The 15,720-nt window shown below is 28.0% G+C and carries 19 protein-coding genes; 13 read left to right on the top strand and 6 right to left on the bottom strand.

Annotated features, from left to right (window positions below; genetic code table 11):
- Positions 1–274 (top strand): DUF4446 family protein (locus LLF98_RS11700; protein WP_291703775.1); only part of this gene is annotated, 274 nt, incomplete at its 5' end.
- 836 nt (positions 275–1,110) lie between these two features.
- On the opposite strand, the gene yyaC is transcribed toward LLF98_RS11700, so the two are convergent.
- From yyaC to LLF98_RS11715, 3 genes are all read right to left on the bottom strand, one after another.
- A complete protein-coding gene (yyaC, locus tag LLF98_RS11705; RefSeq protein ID WP_291703777.1) occupies positions 1,111–1,701 on the bottom strand; it encodes a spore protease YyaC in 591 nt (196 codons plus the stop codon).
- Positions 1,702–1,804: 103 nt separating this feature from the next.
- Positions 1,805–2,962 carry an aminotransferase class V-fold PLP-dependent enzyme gene (locus tag LLF98_RS11710; RefSeq protein ID WP_291703779.1) on the bottom strand — a complete coding sequence of 386 codons (1,158 nt, stop codon included), beginning with the start codon at positions 2,960–2,962 and terminating at the stop codon, positions 1,805–1,807.
- Positions 2,963–2,971: 9 nt separating this feature from the next.
- The gene (locus LLF98_RS11715; protein ID WP_291703781.1) at positions 2,972–3,619 is read right to left on the bottom strand and encodes a LysE family transporter; all 648 of its coding nucleotides are present in this window, start codon (positions 3,617–3,619) and stop codon (positions 2,972–2,974) included.
- A gap of 164 nt (positions 3,620–3,783) precedes the next feature.
- Between LLF98_RS11715 and LLF98_RS11720 the strand changes: the two genes are divergently transcribed.
- The 11 genes from LLF98_RS11720 to LLF98_RS11770 all read left to right on the top strand — a co-directional run bounded on the left by LLF98_RS11720 (position 3,784) and on the right by LLF98_RS11770 (position 12,582).
- Positions 3,784–4,026: a DUF3343 domain-containing protein gene (locus LLF98_RS11720; RefSeq protein ID WP_291703783.1), complete on the top strand. Its 243-nt coding sequence runs from the start codon at positions 3,784–3,786 to the stop codon at positions 4,024–4,026.
- A gap of 15 nt (positions 4,027–4,041) precedes the next feature.
- The gene (locus LLF98_RS11725) at positions 4,042–4,941 is read left to right on the top strand and encodes a mechanosensitive ion channel family protein (RefSeq protein ID WP_291703785.1); all 900 of its coding nucleotides are present in this window, start codon (positions 4,042–4,044) and stop codon (positions 4,939–4,941) included.
- Between the two features lies 1 nt (position 4,942).
- Positions 4,943–5,137 carry a DUF951 domain-containing protein gene (locus tag LLF98_RS11730; RefSeq protein WP_291703787.1) on the top strand — a complete coding sequence of 65 codons (195 nt, stop codon included), beginning with the start codon at positions 4,943–4,945 and terminating at the stop codon, positions 5,135–5,137.
- A gap of 101 nt (positions 5,138–5,238) precedes the next feature.
- The gene (gene rpsF, locus LLF98_RS11735) at positions 5,239–5,526 is read left to right on the top strand and encodes a 30S ribosomal protein S6 (protein WP_291703789.1); all 288 of its coding nucleotides are present in this window, start codon (positions 5,239–5,241) and stop codon (positions 5,524–5,526) included.
- A 13-nt stretch (positions 5,527–5,539) separates the two neighbouring features.
- Positions 5,540–5,995, top strand: a complete 456-nt coding sequence (locus LLF98_RS11740; RefSeq protein ID WP_291703791.1) for a single-stranded DNA-binding protein — start codon at positions 5,540–5,542, stop codon at positions 5,993–5,995.
- Between the two features lie 23 nt (positions 5,996–6,018).
- A complete protein-coding gene (gene rpsR / locus LLF98_RS11745; protein WP_224035637.1) occupies positions 6,019–6,276 on the top strand; it encodes a 30S ribosomal protein S18 in 258 nt (85 codons plus the stop codon).
- Positions 6,277–6,455: 179 nt separating this feature from the next.
- Positions 6,456–6,776, top strand: a complete 321-nt coding sequence (locus LLF98_RS11750; protein WP_291703792.1) for a MazG-like family protein — start codon at positions 6,456–6,458, stop codon at positions 6,774–6,776.
- 21 nt (positions 6,777–6,797) lie between these two features.
- Positions 6,798–8,738: a DHH family phosphoesterase gene (locus tag LLF98_RS11755; protein ID WP_291703794.1), complete on the top strand. Its 1,941-nt coding sequence runs from the start codon at positions 6,798–6,800 to the stop codon at positions 8,736–8,738.
- A gap of 2 nt (positions 8,739–8,740) precedes the next feature.
- On the top strand, positions 8,741–9,187 hold the full coding sequence (gene rplI, locus LLF98_RS11760) for a 50S ribosomal protein L9 (RefSeq protein ID WP_291703796.1): 447 nt from the start codon (positions 8,741–8,743) through the stop codon (positions 9,185–9,187).
- A gap of 12 nt (positions 9,188–9,199) precedes the next feature.
- Positions 9,200–11,095 (top strand): Lon family ATP-dependent protease, encoded by a 1,896-nt coding sequence (gene lonC / locus LLF98_RS11765; RefSeq protein ID WP_291703798.1) that lies wholly within the window; start codon positions 9,200–9,202, stop codon positions 11,093–11,095.
- Positions 11,096–11,244: 149 nt separating this feature from the next.
- Positions 11,245–12,582 carry a replicative DNA helicase gene (locus tag LLF98_RS11770; protein WP_291703800.1) on the top strand — a complete coding sequence of 446 codons (1,338 nt, stop codon included), beginning with the start codon at positions 11,245–11,247 and terminating at the stop codon, positions 12,580–12,582.
- 147 nt (positions 12,583–12,729) lie between these two features.
- Here the strand turns inward: LLF98_RS11770 and LLF98_RS11775 are convergent, their stop codons facing one another.
- On the bottom strand, positions 12,730–13,068 hold the full coding sequence (locus LLF98_RS11775; RefSeq protein ID WP_291703803.1) for a hypothetical protein: 339 nt from the start codon (positions 13,066–13,068) through the stop codon (positions 12,730–12,732).
- Positions 13,069–13,215: 147 nt separating this feature from the next.
- Between LLF98_RS11775 and proC the strand changes: the two genes are divergently transcribed.
- Positions 13,216–14,022, top strand: a complete 807-nt coding sequence (gene proC / locus LLF98_RS11780; RefSeq protein WP_291703805.1) for a pyrroline-5-carboxylate reductase — start codon at positions 13,216–13,218, stop codon at positions 14,020–14,022.
- Positions 14,023–14,124: 102 nt separating this feature from the next.
- Here the strand turns inward: proC and LLF98_RS11785 are convergent, their stop codons facing one another.
- Positions 14,125–14,640 (bottom strand): hypothetical protein, encoded by a 516-nt coding sequence (locus tag LLF98_RS11785; RefSeq protein ID WP_291703807.1) that lies wholly within the window; start codon positions 14,638–14,640, stop codon positions 14,125–14,127.
- Between the two features lie 420 nt (positions 14,641–15,060).
- Positions 15,061–15,405: a DUF3784 domain-containing protein gene (locus tag LLF98_RS11790; RefSeq protein WP_291703809.1), complete on the bottom strand. Its 345-nt coding sequence runs from the start codon at positions 15,403–15,405 to the stop codon at positions 15,061–15,063.
- Positions 15,406–15,720 lie beyond the last annotated feature (315 nt).

The following is a 15,720-nucleotide window of genomic DNA, read 5'->3' on the forward strand; positions in this document are numbered from 1 at the left end:
AAAAGAATGTGAAAGATTAGAAATAAAATTAAAAGATTGCATTCAAAAAGTAGCTATTATGAGATATAAAGCTTTTGAAAATGTAGGAAGTGATCTAAGTTTTTCTATAGTTATGCTAGATGATAAAAATGATGGTGTGATCTTAACAGGCATATATGGAAGGGAGGAAAGTACAACTTATGCTAAACCAATTGATAAAGGCATATCAAGATACGATCTTTCAGAAGAAGAATTATATGTTTTAAATAAAGCATCAAACAAAGAAAATAAATAAAGATTTACATATCAAATAGAGTGCCATTTTTAGTTTGGCACTCTTTATTTTTTATTAATAAAAATTAAATTATAAAATTAATTAATATAAATTGTTTCACGTGAAACAATTTTAGGCTATTTCGAATAATTACATATTAAAATGATATTTATCAATTATTTGAATAATAATAAAAGATAGTCATAGTTCAAATTGAATGATACAAATGAAGACTTTATTGAAATAGCACTCCGTAATTTGGTTATAGTTTCTGGATTTAGATTAGGATCTGTGCTAAGCAATATAGAATTTATACCGTTGTAGCTGATAAGTACAAAATTCAACTCTTAGTATAATTTTTGTATATAAGGAAGGTTTATACAATAGTAGCTAACTTCTTGATTATTGCTATAAATTTTAACTATTGTTGTTTTAAAAGATTACTTTTTTCTTGAAAGTAAGTATTCATATACATTAGCTTTATGGCTATGGGCTGTGGTCCTCGTCCGCTATAATCGCCTGGTTGTTCATACTCAATACACTATTTTTTAGCTTTTGTTATAGAAATTTTGATTGTATAGTTAAATAGTAGAATTAAGGAATGTAAAGGGAAAAGTCCTTTAGAACTTTTAACTGAGAAATATTACAGAAATTGGATTCATATATTAGGATATTGATTTAGACGTAAAAATATAAAATTAGTAATTATAGTTTAGTTCTTTTCAAACATGGATAGGCGTAATTTTGAACTACGCCAAAAGATATAAGAGAAAACATACGCGGATATGTATTACAAAAAATTTATATACCATGCATAAATAATCCAAAATTGCTTTAAGCATAAATAAAGTAAAAATTTAATATTTTATATTAAATATATTTTTAGTACTTGAATTGGAGTTATCTAAACTTTTTAGAATGAAGTAGGATATTGCCCTAGAAATTACATCAGCTAAGTTCATTACTGTACATAATCTAGTGTTTTGTAAAACTAAAAATTCAAAGTTGCCTGATATATTAACAATACCAGTTATGCTCATTTCTCCAACGGTAGGGAGTTGTTTATTCAGTGCTAATCCAGGAGAAAGGGGCTTCTTTTGTATAAATACTTTGCCGATATTGCTTAATGAACCTAAACATGAGTCAATAGCAATTATATATGGATTAATGAAACTAAATTTAATTTTAGACAACACCTCTACCATATTCTTTGCATGGATTGGATTTTCTAAAGTTCCATAAATATGAATGTTATTTTTAGATAAGTATTTTAATTTATATCCAACCAAAGGTCCAAGTGAATCTCCAGTAGATCTATCAGTACCAATGCAAACAAATATAATTGGTCTATTTTGAGCGAGTATTGGATTTAATTCTTTTAATAGATAATCCTTAATTTTAATATAAGAATTAAAAGATGATGAGTCAATAGAAAAAGTTTCACACATAAATAAACCTCCTTTTATTAGATTTATTTCCAATAAAGCAGGTTTTATTCATAGTTTAGGTTATTAATTTAAATAAAAAAACTCAATTTAATATTTATATTAATTAAAAACATCTATTAATTGCAATTTTATTTAAAATTAAAAGTACATAATCTAACTCTTCTTTAGATGTAAAATAACTTATACTTAATCTTACAGTACCACTTGGATAAGAGCCTATGGTTTTATGAGCTAAAGGAGCACAATGTAGCCCACATCTAGTCTTAATACCATTACATTCTAAGTTATATCCAACTTCAGAAGCATCTAAAGAATCAATATTTATAGAAAGGCATGTAGTTAACATTTTACCTGATAAGTCACCATATACAGTTACTCCATCTATATTTAATAATCGGTTTAATAAGTAATTTACTAAATAATGATTATGTTCGTATATAGTATTCAATCCTATAGAATTTATATACCTAATTCCTTCAGCTAATCCAACTATACCAGGAAGATTATGAGTTCCGCATTCAAATTTATCTGGTAAGAAGTCAGGTTGTTCTAGAGAAGAGGAAAGACTTCCGGTACCACCTTGCAGTAGGCTAGAACAAGAAGAATTGAATTTAGAATCCAATATAAAACCACCAATGCCCTGTGGTCCTAATAAACTTTTATGTCCTGTAAAGGCTATTGCATTAGCATTTACATCTTTCATATTAAGAGCTAAGACTCCTGCACCTTGAGAAGAATCAACAATGAAAAATATATTATGTTCATTACATATTTTACCTATGGTTTGTATGTCTTGAATTGAACCTGTAACATTGGATGCCTGAGTTATTACAACCAATTTTGTTTTACAAGTAATTCTCTTTTTTAAATCATTTATATTAATAAAACCAGAAGGGCTTGCTTGTAATATATCCAATTTAATTTGAAGCTGTTCTTTACAAGAAAAAAGTGGTCTGATAACAGAGTTATGTTCCATTGAAGAGGTTATTACATGGTCTCCCGGTTTTAATATACCTTTAATTAACATATTTAAAGATACCGTAACATTACTGGTAAAAATAACATTACTAGGACAATCATAGCCAAAAAAGTCACAAACAATTTCTCTTGCATCATATAAATATCGGTTACTTTGAAGAGAGTTACTGTAATTTCCACGTCCAGCATTTCCACCTATATTAAGCATATAATTATACATACTATCAATAACTTGTTTGGGCTTGGGAAAAGTTGTTGATGAGTTATCTAAATAAACTTCCATTATTCACCTCTAAAAAATAAATTTATAAGATCCTAAAATAATAAATATTATACCCAAGACGAGAAGAAAATAATCTAAAAATTTTGTTGTGTTATTTGTAAGATTAGAATTCAATTTTTTAAAGCCCCTACTTACTAAAAAATTAAGAACACAAAACCAACTTATACTTCCTATTATCATTGAAGAAATTGAAAATATAAAATATATTCTTCCGTGATGCTTCCAGACATTAAATACAGTTCCACTCAATGCAATCCATAGGGATGGGGTGGTTGGGTTTAAGAATGTTATTAAGAATCCAGTTAGAAATCCATTTGAAGAATGTCTATTAATTGATTTCTCCAATTTTAAATCCAAGTTTTTAGATTTAAATGATATTTTAGTAGATAAAATCAAAACAATTCCAGATACAATCCAAAATAAGCTGTGAAATCTAGGATTTTTGGTAAATATAGTAAATAAGCCGAGATTTATAATTATTATATATGCAATATCAGCAGACACGGCACCAAGGGATACTTTAAACCCTTCTCTAAATCCTTTCGATAGTGAGCGACTAACAGATTCAAGACCAGAAGGGCCTAAAGGAATAGAAGCTACAAATCCTGTACAAAACCCAATCAATATAGCTTTAAATATAGTAAATAGTGAAACCATAGTATTCTCCTTTTAATTTCATTTGTATATTATTATAAAATAAAAAAAATTCTTTTTCATTAAAATTTATAAGTTTTTAATTATAAAGATATTCTTATCTTTATAAAGTGAAAAAAATATATATAATATTAATTATAACATAAGAGTATAGGAGACGGTGCAACATGAATTATTATATAATAGTATTCAAAAATACATATGACGCAATGGTAGCAGAGAAGAAATTAAAAGAATTAAATCTTATTTTCCAAGTAATGCCAACGCCAACGTCTATAGCTATGAGCTGCGGAATATGTATGCGAATAGCTGACAGAGAAGATATAGATTTAATAACTAATAATCATATATTAGAGTACAAAAATGTATATCTTAGAGAGAATGGAGGATATGTTTTAGTTGAAAAATAGAAAGGAGAATTATATGTGTATAGTAATTGTTTGATAAAACTAGAAATGGAAGATAGTCAACTACATATAGGAAACTTTATAAATATAGGATTGGATAAAGTTGAATTAGCTGTAAATAAAGGTATAAAAATAATTTTTGTAATAATAACAATGTATTTTTGTATAAAAATGGGAAAGCATTTAATAAAAAAGTTTGTTGAAAGACAAGTTGAGAGTAATGCAGTGCTTTCTTTAGATTCTCAAAGAGCGAAAACACTTGGTGAAGTATTAAAAAGTTTTTTAAAGTATTCTGTATATTTTATGGGAATATCAATAATAGTATCAATTTTATTTGGACAAATATCAATTACATTTACAAGTATAGGTGGAATTGCAGTTGGACTTGGTGCACAAAGTTTAATAAAAGATTTAATTAATGGATTTTTTATTTTATTTGAAAATCAATTTGGAGTTGGAGATCACGTAACCTTAGGAAGATTTAGTGGAATTGTTAAAAGCATAGGTATTAGAAGTACTATAGTTAGAGATTTTACTGGAGACATCCATTCTATTCCAAATGGTTCTATAATTGGAGTAACGAATCATTCAAGAAATGATATTAGATTCATAGTAGATGTAAATATTTCTTATGAAGAAGATATTGAAAAGACAATTGATGTTATCAAAATTACTTGTGATGATTTTAAAGACAAGAATGAAGAATATATATATGAGCCTATAGAAGTTTTAGGAGTTATAACATTAGGAATATCAAATGTCACAATAAGAGTGGCTGGGAAAGCAAAATCACTTAGTCAATCAAAAATGGAAAATGAACTTAGAAAGGTAATAAAATTAGCATTGGATAGGAATAAAATAAATATGGCTTCTTCTAATACTCAATTAATTAATAAAGATATAGAAAGTAGGATTTGAAATGATAGAAAATTTTAGCCTTGGAGATATAGTAGAAATGAAAAAGCAACATCCATGTGGCTCAAATCAATTTGAAATAATAAGAGTAGGTGCAGATATAAAAATAAAATGTACGGGATGTGGAAGAATAGTAATGATTCCTAGAGGAAAGTTTAAAAAAGAAGCAAAAAAAATAGTGGTTAATGCAGAAATTTAAAGAAATCACTTGAATTTCTTTTTATTAAATGGTATAATCATAACTTGTAATCCCTGCTGTGCAAAGCATAGCCGTTAGTCCGAGGGGAGGAGGTGAAATTAATGAGAAAGTACGAAACTATATTTATATTAAACCCATCATTCGATGATGAAACTGTTAAAGCTAACATCGAAAAGTTTAAGGGTGTTATAGAAAATGGTGGAGGAACAGTAGATAATGTTGATTTCTGGGGTAAGAGAAAACTTGCTTATGAAATTAAAAAAGTTGGTGAAGGTTATTATACTTTATTTAGCTTTACTGCTAGCCCTGAATTACCAAGAGAGTTAGATAGAATATTCAAAATCACAGATGGTGTTATCAGACATATCATTGTTAATGAACAAGTATAAGGTGGTGTTGTAAATGAATAAAGTAGTTCTAATTGGAAGATTAACAAAAGATCCAGAACTAAGATTTACTCCAGGAAGTGGAGCAGCAGTAACAACCTTAACATTAGCAATTGATAAATATAACACAAAAACTGGTCAAAGAGAAGCAGATTTTGTACCTGTAGTAGTATGGGGCAAACAAGCTGAAAGTACTGCTAATTACATGAGTAAAGGTAGCCAAGTGGCTATTAGTGGTAGAATTCAAACCAGAAGTTATGATGCTAAAGACGGAACTAAGAGATATGTTACTGAAGTTGTAGCAGATCAATTTGGTGGAGTTGAATTCCTAGGAAGTAAAGGAAGCAATAATTCATCAGGGAATAGTTTTAGTAATAGCAATGAATATTCAGCACCAGCAAATGATGCATTTGGTGGTGGAAACTTTGAAGAGGATATAACTCCAGTAGATGATGGAGATATGCCTTTCTAAAATTAAGGTAAGGAGGGAATAAAATGAGAGAAGAAGGTAACAATAGTAGAAGACCAGGCGGTAGAATGAGAAGAACTAGAAAGAAAGTTTGTGCTTTTTGTTCAGATAAGTCTGAATTTATCGACTATAAAGACATAAATAAGCTTAGAAAATATGTTACAGAAAGAGGAAAGATTCTTCCAAGAAGAATTTCTGGAACTTGTGCTAAGCATCAAAGAGAATTAACATCTTCAATTAAGAGAGCAAGAAACATAGCATTATTACCATTTACAACTGAATAAAGGTAATAATTATTATTCCCCCTGAGAAATCAGGGGGTTTTTAATATAAAAAAATATAAATATTAAGCACATCTCTCTAGGATATGGTAAAATATAGTAAAAAAATTATAAATTCTTGCAATACTTATAAAAAAAATTTAAAATAAGAATACAAGGGTTTTGAGAGAGGTGATATGATTATGAGAAAAGATAATTTTAATATAATGACTAACATTAAAATTATAGAAGATTTAAAAGCGCAACTTCTTTGTATAATAGGGGAGTTTTTTAAGCTTTTAACAAAAGGTAATAATATAGCACGTGATTCTATAGTAGATTGTATTTCAGGTGCTATAATCGTATTATATATCTTAGGGGAAAAACTAGGATATTCATTTGTGGATACAGATCATGTTATAAAATCAAAATTAGATTTGGGAATAAGAGCAGAAGATCAAGTTGAAAAAGAAGGCAAAAGCTTAAGTAAGTTAAAACATTATATTAACAAGAGAAGAGATTAAATATATCTTAGGAGGCTTTTTATGAATTGGATAACTATGATTAAACGTTTGCTTAAGCCTGGATTATTAATTGCAATTTTAATAATATTATTCTTATATAATTATATAGGAATAGGTATAATTATCATCATAATCTATTTGATAGATAATTTTCACCAACTAAATTATTATTGGAGAAAAGAAAATGATGACAATGAATTTATAAAATGCATAAATAATGGAATATCAGAGAATGTATTAAAAATTATTTATCCATTAGCCTTGATAAAAGAAGATGGAGAATTAGTATGGTATAATCATTTATTTAATACATTAAAATCCAATGGAGAAGATTCAGAAAAAAATATTTTAAGTATAACTAGAGGATTAAATCTAGATAATATACTAAAGCATGAGGATAATTTACACCAAAGGTTAAACATTAATAGTAAATTATATGATGTATATGCTACTTTAATTGAAACAAAAAATAAAAAGTATTTATACTTACTGTCTTTTAATGACATAACAAAACTTATAGATTATGGAACTACGCAAGAAAGTGTAATGCTAATAGAAGTAGATAATTTTACTGAAGCATTAGACAAAACTGATGAAAATAACAGACCTCTTTTGGTTGCTGAAATAGAAAGAACAATAAATTCCTATGCTAATAATTTAAAAGCAATGATTAAAAGATACGACACTAATAAGTATGTTCTGTCTATTCAAGATAAATATATTGAAGATGAAATAAAACAAAAATTTAATATAATAGAGATAATTTCAAAAATTGATAAAGGTAATTCCATTGAGGTGACATTAAGTATAGGGGTAGGAAAAGGTGGAATGTCCCCTTTAGAGAATTACAATAATGCCAACATAGCAAAAGAGTTAGCATTAGGTAGAGGTGGAGATCAAGTTGTGGTCAAAACTAATAATGACATAAAATTCTTTGGTGGCAATACTAAAGAGATAGAAAAAAGAACTAAAGTAAAGGCAAGAGTTATTGCTAGAGCTCTAGGTGAATTAATTTATGAAAGTAGTAAAGTATATATTATAGGACATAAAAATCCTGATATGGATTGCTTTGGATCAGCAGTCGGATTAGCTAGTGTTGTTAAACAACTAGGTAAAATTTGTAATATTGTATTGGATAATGATACTAATGCTATCGACTATTACCTAAATAAACTAAACAAAGAATCTAAATATGATGATTTATTTATATCTATAGAAGATGCAAAGGATGAGTTAGATAGTAAAACATTAGTTATCATTGTAGATGTTCATAATAAGAGTTATATTGCTGACTTATCATTAGTAGATAAGGCACAAAGAAAGGTTATAATAGATCATCACAGAAGAAGCCCTGATATGATAGAACATGATATATTAAATTACATAGAAGTATATGCATCATCTACATCTGAAATGGTTACGGAAATTATTCAGTATATGGCTGATAAGCCGAATTTAACAAGAACAGAAGCAGAAGGGCTACTTGCAGGTATTTTTATGGATACTAAGGGTTTTTCCTTTAAGACAGGAGTCAGAACTTTTGATGCTGCATCATTTTTAAAATCTTTAGGTGCAGATCTAATTGAAATAAAAAAAATGTTCACTGACGATTTAGAAGATTACTTGCTTATTGCAGAAACAATAAAATCAGCAGAAGTAAATGATAATACAGCTATTGCAATAACGCCTAAAAACATAGATACTGTAATTATAGCAAAAGCTGCTGATGAACTACTAAATATATCAGGTATTTCTGTAAGCTTTGTTTTAGGTGAAATAAATAATGATATATATATTAGTGGAAGGTCCGTTGGAGATATTAATGTTCAGGTTGTCCTAGAAGCACTAGGTGGTGGAGGACATATGAATATTGCTGGAGCTAAGATATCAAATAATACAATTGAAGGTGTTATTTGTGAATTAAAAGAAGCAATGAAAAATTATTTAAGGATAGGTGAATAGATATGAAAGTTATTTTATTACAAGATGTTAAAAAAGTGGGTAAAAAAGGTGATGTTATTGAGGCATCAGATGGATATGCAAGAAATTTTTTATTTCCAAGGAAATTAGCACAAGAAGCTAATGATTCAAATATGCATATTTTAAATAATAAAAAAGAAAATGAAAGAAAGCAAAAATTAGCTGAACTTGAAGCAGCACAAAAGTTAGCTGGAGAGTTAAAAGGAAAAGAAATAACAATAAAAGCTAAGACTGGGGAAAATGGAAAGTTGTTTGGAGCAATTACTAGTAAAGATGTTGCTGAATTAATTAAAGAACAGTACAAAATTGAAATAGATAAAAAGAAAATTGTTATGGATACAATAAAATTAGCAGGTGGATATGAAATAGATGTTAAATTATATCCAGAAGTTAGTACTAAAATGAAGGTGATTATTGTTCCACAAGCATAAGGAGGATTAATTTTGAATTCATATGATAATGTAGACTTATTACAGGATATTATTTCAGGAACTTTATCGTTAGAATCACAAATAGAAGCATTATTTTCTATAACTAAAAATGTTCTTGATAAAGGTGCATTTAGAGCTAGAACAGTGAGATTTAAATTAGATAAATTTATACAATCATCAAATCCTTGCGAGAAGGTTTTTGCATTAAATACTATATTAGCTGAAGGTAAGGATTTAAAGATTATACCTAAAAAAGATGAATTACAAAAAGCTATAGATAAAACTGTAAGATTGATTTCAAATGAGTTAGCTAAGAGGTATGTTCAAAATAAGATTGAATCTCAAGTTGAGAAGTCTATTATGGAGAAACAAGAAAAGTATATCGATGAGGTTAGACTTTCTGTAATAAACAAACAAAAAGGTGTTGAAAATAAGAAGACTATAAGTAAATTAAATAATTTAACAGAATTAGATAGCAGAACTACAAGCAAAAATATTATGAGTTTTTTAAGACCAATGAACTTTGATCAAGTAGTTGGTCAAGAGCGGGCTATTAAATCATTAATATCAAAGCTTTCATCACCATACCCACAGCATATAATATTATATGGACCACCCGGAGTTGGAAAGACTACAGCAGCAAGACTTGCCTTAGATGAAGTAAAAAAACTTTTATTTACTCCATTTGATGATAAATCTAAATTCGTTGAGGTTGATGGAACTACATTAAGATGGGATCCTAGAGAGATAACAAATCCCCTATTAGGTTCAGTACATGATCCTATATACCAAGGAAGTAAGAGGGATTTGGCAGAGGTTGGTATACCAGAGCCAAAGCCAGGATTAGTTACTCAGGCTCATGGTGGCATATTGTTCATAGATGAGATAGGAGAATTAGATTCTATGCTTCAAAATAAGCTCTTAAAAGTTTTAGAAGATAAGAGAGTTGAATTTTCATCATCATATTATGATCCAGATGATGAGATGACTCCTAAATATATAAAGTATCTTTTTGATAATGGAGCACCTGCAGATTTTGTTTTAATTGGAGCCACAACTAAGAGTCCAAGTGAAATCAACCCAGCTCTGAGATCAAGATGTACAGAAGTATATTTTGAACCTTTATCTTCTTCTGATATAATGCTTATAGTGGAAGATGCAGCAAAAAAACTAAAGGTTAGATTAGAAAATGGGGTTGCAAAAAAAATTAGTAATTATACCTTTGAAGGTAGGAAAGCTGTAAATATATTAACAGATACATATGGATATGCATTACATTGTAATAAAGAATTCATAGATAATTTGGAAATAAAGTTATCAGACTTAGAAGAGGTAATATCAATTGGAAGATATACTCCATTTGAAAGACTAATAAATATAGATAAAAGAGAAATAGGTCATGTTTATGGATTAGGTGTAAGTGGATTTTTAGGGTCTACAATAGAGATTGAAGCAGCAGTTTTCCCAGCAAAGAAAAAAGGGACTGGTGTGGTTAGATTTAATGATACAGCTGGAACCATGGCTAAGGATTCTGTATTTAATGCTGCATCAGTTATTAGAAATTTAACAGATAAGGACATTAAGGATTATGACATTCATGTTAATATCATTGGTGGAGGGAAAATAGATGGCCCTTCAGCAGGAGCAGCAATTACTATTTGTATAATAAGTTCACTATTAAATAAACCTGTAAGACAAGATATAGCAATTACGGGAGAAATATCTCTTAAAGGTAGAATTAAACCAGTTGGGGGAATATTTGAAAAGGTATATGGTGCTAGAAGAATGGGAATAAAGCTTGTTTTAATTCCAAAAGATAATGAGAAAGAAATTCCTTTAAAAACAGAAGATATAGAAGTTAAAACTATAGAATCAATAGAAGAGCTTATGGATATTGCATTTAATTAGGCACATTCAAAAAAATAAGTCTCCTTAATAATTAGGAGGCTTTTTTTTATAGTTAAGAAATGATAGAATTAGTATGAATTAAATTACGTATGATAAAATGCAAAAAATAATTGTCAGTTGATAAGATAATTAGAAGGGAGGAATAAAACTTGGATGCATCAGTTATGAGAAGTTTGCCTCAAAGTGTAGAAGCGGAACAATCAGTTATAGGATCTATGATTATAGATAAGTATGCCATTTCTAAAGTATTGGAAAGTTTAGAAGAAGAGGATTTTTATAGAGATGGTCATAAGGTAATATATAAAACTATATTAGAGATGTTTAGAAATGATATAGCAGTAGATTTGTTAACTTTATTAGAATATTTAAAAAGTACGGATGCTCTTGAAAGCGCTGGAGGAGTAACATATATAACAGAATTAAGTTCCTCTGTACCAACTACTGCGAATCTAAGTGCATATATAAAAATTGTTTCTGATAAGTCTACTTTAAGAAAGCTTATTAAGGCATCAACTACAATAATTGAAGAAAGTTATACTAACCAAAGCCAAGTAGAAGATGTTGTAGATTTTGCAGAAAAGAAAATATTTAACATAGCAGAAAAGAGAACAACAAAGGATTTCGAGCCTTTAAGTGATGTATTAGAAAGAGGATTTGAACAAATAGAAAAACTCTTTAATAATAAAGGGGAAATCACTGGAGTTGGATCTGGATTCACTGATTTAGATGCAAAAACTTCTGGATTTCAAAGTGGCGATATGATATTAATTGCAGCCAGACCTTCAATGGGAAAAACAACATTTGCTTTAAATATAGCAGAACATGCAGCGCTTAGAGAACATAAGAGTGTTGTAATATTTTCTTTAGAAATGTCTAAGGAACAATTAGCTTATAAATTGCTTTGCTCAGAAGCGAATGTTGATATGTTAAAACTTAGAACAGGAACCTTAGAGGATAAAGATTGGGAGAATATTGCTATGGCAGCAGGGCCACTTTCAAAGGCAAAAATTTATATAGATGATACTGCAGGCGTAACTGTTATGGAGATGAGATCAAAATGCAGAAGACTTAAAATAGAATATGGAATAGATTTAATTATTATAGACTATTTACAACTTATGTCTGGAGGTGCTGGTAGTGATAATAGGCAACAAGAAGTATCAGAAATATCTAGATCTATTAAGGCATTAGCTAAAGAGATGGAATGCCCAGTGATAGCCTTATCACAATTATCACGTGCACCTGAGCAAAGAGCAGATCATAGGCCAATGCTATCAGATTTGAGGGAATCAGGTTCTATAGAACAAGATGCAGATATAGTTATGTTCCTGTATAGAGACGAATACTACAATAAGGAAACTGAAGATAAAAATATTGGAGAATGTATAATAGCGAAGCAAAGAAATGGTCCAGTAGGAACTGCGAAGCTTGCTTGGCTTGGACAATTCAGTAAGTTTGGAAATTTAGATGTAATTCATAGAGAATAGAATTTTAGTAAATTAGAAATAATAAAATTAGTAAAAAGATATAAGAGATTAAGTTTTTAAGGCTTAAACATTTCTTATATCTTTGAATGGTTACAATATAACATAATTTTATAAAAATAATGTAAATAATGTTATATTAAATATGAGCTAAAGCTCTTTTGGAATTATTAATTTTACATTGTGCCTATAATCATGGAGTAGTATATTGTTTAAATCAATATTTGATAAATAAAATATTCTTTTGGGCACTGAGTTTTTCAGAGTATTTTTAAATTTAATTTTTAATATTAAAAAGTTATTTTTATAAGATATTTCTAATATATGCTTATTGCCATAAAATGAATCTATATTTATACAATAAAATTCAGGAGTTTCTTTAATTTCGAATGTAGGAAGTTGTTCTTTTAGAGTCGGATGCAAAATATCATTAATAAAGTCTTTTTGGTTTATTAAAGAATTATTATATATTAAAGAATTACCTTTCATATATATTCCTCCCTTCATATTTAATTGTAGTTTGTCAATTATTAATATACGCTATCCTATGATTGTGGTGGATTAAAATTTAAATATTTATATAAAATCATAAAATTTGAATTTATAACAATAAAATTTTAAAATGGGGGCTATGATATGAGTAAAAAAATTGGATTTATTGGTTGTGGAAATATGGGCAGTTCTATGGTGGGAGGATTGATTAAATCAGCATTTCTAAAAGCTGATAATATAATAATTTCTACTAAAACTGAATTATCTGCAAAGAAATTAGAAGAGCAGTTTCAAGTAATAACAACTTTAGATAGTAAGGTTGTTGCAAAAGAAGCTGAGATTATAATTTTAGCTGTTAAACCTTTTATGTATAAAGCAATAATAGATGAAATTAAATCAGAGTTAACTAAAGATAAGTTGATTATTACTGTAGCAGCAGGGATTACGATTGGTAATATGGAAGAATGGCTTGGAGATGATTTTAAGATAATTAGAACTATGCCAAATACACCCGCACTTGTAGGGCAAGCTATGTCTGCAGTATGCCCAAATAAAAATATAAGTAAAGATGAACTAGATTATTGTTTTAAAATTTTTGAAAGTTTTGGAGAGTGCGTTCACCTAGATGAAAAAGACTTCCATGGATTCACTGCGTTGTGTGGATCATCACCTGCATATGTATTTATGTTCATAGAAGCTATGGCAGATGGTGCTGTAAAATTAGGTATACCTAGAGTTAAAGCTTATAAGATGGCAGCACAAAGTGTTTTAGGTTCTGCTAAAATGGTATTAGAAACAGGAAAACATCCTGGTGAATTAAAAGATATGGTTTGCTCGCCTGAAGGGACTACAATTGATGCTGTTGTTGAACTAGAAAAACTAGGATTTAGAAATAGTGTTATTCAAGCCATTGACAAGTGTGCACAGAAATCTAAGAATATGCACAATTAAAAAATGCGAAAGTTTAATAAGTAATTAAATAGACATCCAAAATGATTTTTCAAATGATTTTAGATGTCCATTTCTTTTATGTTCTACTTATGAAAGTATTATTTAATCATAGAAACTAAGGGATTTTGATAATCTATAATAAAATTCTAGATCATTCTCATTATTAAAGAAACAAGGAAACTTCAAATCATAATTTCCCCATATGGTAATAGGTTTATTGACAAAATAAAATGTAACAAAGAAAACTTCTCTTGTATTTAAACGGACTAAAAATGGAATAAGAGTTTTATTAAGTAACTTATAAAAAACTCCATTATGAGGCTTAGCATTTAAATGAAGTTCTAATATTTTTTTATCTGAATCAGGAACTAAGGAAATAAGCTTTTCTTTATCTTCATCCGAGATTTTATTTATATAAAAGTCTATATAGGCTTCATTACTATTTTCTTCAAAAATTCTTTCTACAAATTCAATAATTTTATTTTCTCCATCTTCTATGTTGTTAGATTTAAGAGTAAAATTTTTAAATAAATCAAAGCCATCTAGTATATTATTAAATCTTATGTCAACTTTATTTTTGAATTGACCATTACTTATAGGTACTAATAATTCATTCATGTTTCTTCCTCCTAATTAGGATTATTATTAATTCTATGGTAATCAAATATTCTTGTATTGTCTATAAGTAAGTATGTACATATAATTTATTTTCTAGTAATAGTATTTCTATTTTGAAAAATCACTTTTTGTTAATAAAATAATCTTTTTATTTTGTGGAAAACTAGAATTAATTTAATATGTGGATAAATAAAAAGAGAAATATTGTGTATAAATTTAAAAATAATTTTTGTGGATAAAGCTTTAATAAATTTATAAACAAGCCACCTAAAATATAAATTTTATAGATAGCTCATCGAAAATATATTTAAATTAGGCTGTGTTTCAATATAATGTTGAAATATAGCCGTTAAATTATAGATGGGATTGTCCACTTATAATTCTCAATATAAGAATAATTCATATTAAATACACCACAAATTATATTTTTCTTTTATATTTAGCAAATGCTTTTTCATCATTGAAATGTAAATTTTTAAAAAAATATACAAGCCACACTACAAAAGCAATCCAAAAGGATAATGAACCAATAAATATTGATATTACTGCTCCAATCAAAAAAATGATTGCACATCTAAAGAAGAAATTGCGTTCATCTTTGCTCAAACAAACCTCATCATATTCCTCTCTTTCTTTTTTAGTCTTCAAATTATATCCAGATATAAGAACACATGCTTTTTCTTTAAAAATCAAAAATATCATTCCAAGTAATCCAAAGAAGCCTGATATAACCAGTCCAACAATTGTCCAACTATATTCTTTCATTATTTTTCACCTCATCAATTAATCATCAATACAATATCTATTATTCTATATTATTAGATTATAGTTTCATATTTTACTTATTATAACATAATTAATCATAAGTGTTGATTAATCAAAAAACGTAAATAAAAATATATAAAAAATGAGGTCATTCTATAGTAATATTAAAGTGCAAACAAAAACAATACTAAGGAGAATGCCCTCATGAAAAATACTACCACTATATTTGATATATTTCAAACATTTTTAAGTGAAGAAGAAGTAAAGAAGGTAAGTGAAATTTTAGGATATGTTGATACTACAAGAAAATTTACG

Origin of the sequence: Clostridium sp. (genome assembly GCF_021372645.1) — a bacterium.
Lineage (GTDB): Bacteria > Bacillota > Clostridia > Clostridiales > Clostridiaceae > Clostridium.

Excerpts from the sequence above, each read along its gene's own strand:
- LLF98_RS11715 (WP_291703781.1), bottom strand. The coding sequence starts at position 3,619 with ATGGTTTCACTATTTACTATATTTAAAGCTATATTGATTGGGTTTTGT.
- LLF98_RS11750 (WP_291703792.1), top strand. The coding sequence starts at position 6,456 with ATGAGAAAAGATAATTTTAATATAATGACTAACATTAAAATTATAGAA.
- LLF98_RS11755 (WP_291703794.1), top strand. The coding sequence starts at position 6,798 with ATGAATTGGATAACTATGATTAAACGTTTGCTTAAGCCTGGATTATTA.
- LLF98_RS11790 (WP_291703809.1), bottom strand. The coding sequence starts at position 15,405 with ATGAAAGAATATAGTTGGACAATTGTTGGACTGGTTATATCAGGCTTC.
- proC (WP_291703805.1), top strand. The coding sequence starts at position 13,216 with ATGAGTAAAAAAATTGGATTTATTGGTTGTGGAAATATGGGCAGTTCT.
- rpsR (WP_224035637.1), top strand. The coding sequence starts at position 6,019 with ATGAGAGAAGAAGGTAACAATAGTAGAAGACCAGGCGGTAGAATGAGA.
- LLF98_RS11775 (WP_291703803.1), bottom strand. The coding sequence starts at position 13,068 with ATGAAAGGTAATTCTTTAATATATAATAATTCTTTAATAAACCAAAAA.
- rplI (WP_291703796.1), top strand. The coding sequence starts at position 8,741 with ATGAAAGTTATTTTATTACAAGATGTTAAAAAAGTGGGTAAAAAAGGT.
- LLF98_RS11720 (WP_291703783.1), top strand. The coding sequence starts at position 3,784 with ATGAATTATTATATAATAGTATTCAAAAATACATATGACGCAATGGTA.
- yyaC (WP_291703777.1), bottom strand. The coding sequence starts at position 1,701 with ATGTGTGAAACTTTTTCTATTGACTCATCATCTTTTAATTCTTATATT.
- LLF98_RS11730 (WP_291703787.1), top strand. The coding sequence starts at position 4,943 with ATGATAGAAAATTTTAGCCTTGGAGATATAGTAGAAATGAAAAAGCAA.
- rpsF (WP_291703789.1), top strand. The coding sequence starts at position 5,239 with ATGAGAAAGTACGAAACTATATTTATATTAAACCCATCATTCGATGAT.
- LLF98_RS11740 (WP_291703791.1), top strand. The coding sequence starts at position 5,540 with ATGAATAAAGTAGTTCTAATTGGAAGATTAACAAAAGATCCAGAACTA.
- LLF98_RS11785 (WP_291703807.1), bottom strand. The coding sequence starts at position 14,640 with ATGAATGAATTATTAGTACCTATAAGTAATGGTCAATTCAAAAATAAA.
- LLF98_RS11710 (WP_291703779.1), bottom strand. The coding sequence starts at position 2,962 with ATGGAAGTTTATTTAGATAACTCATCAACAACTTTTCCCAAGCCCAAA.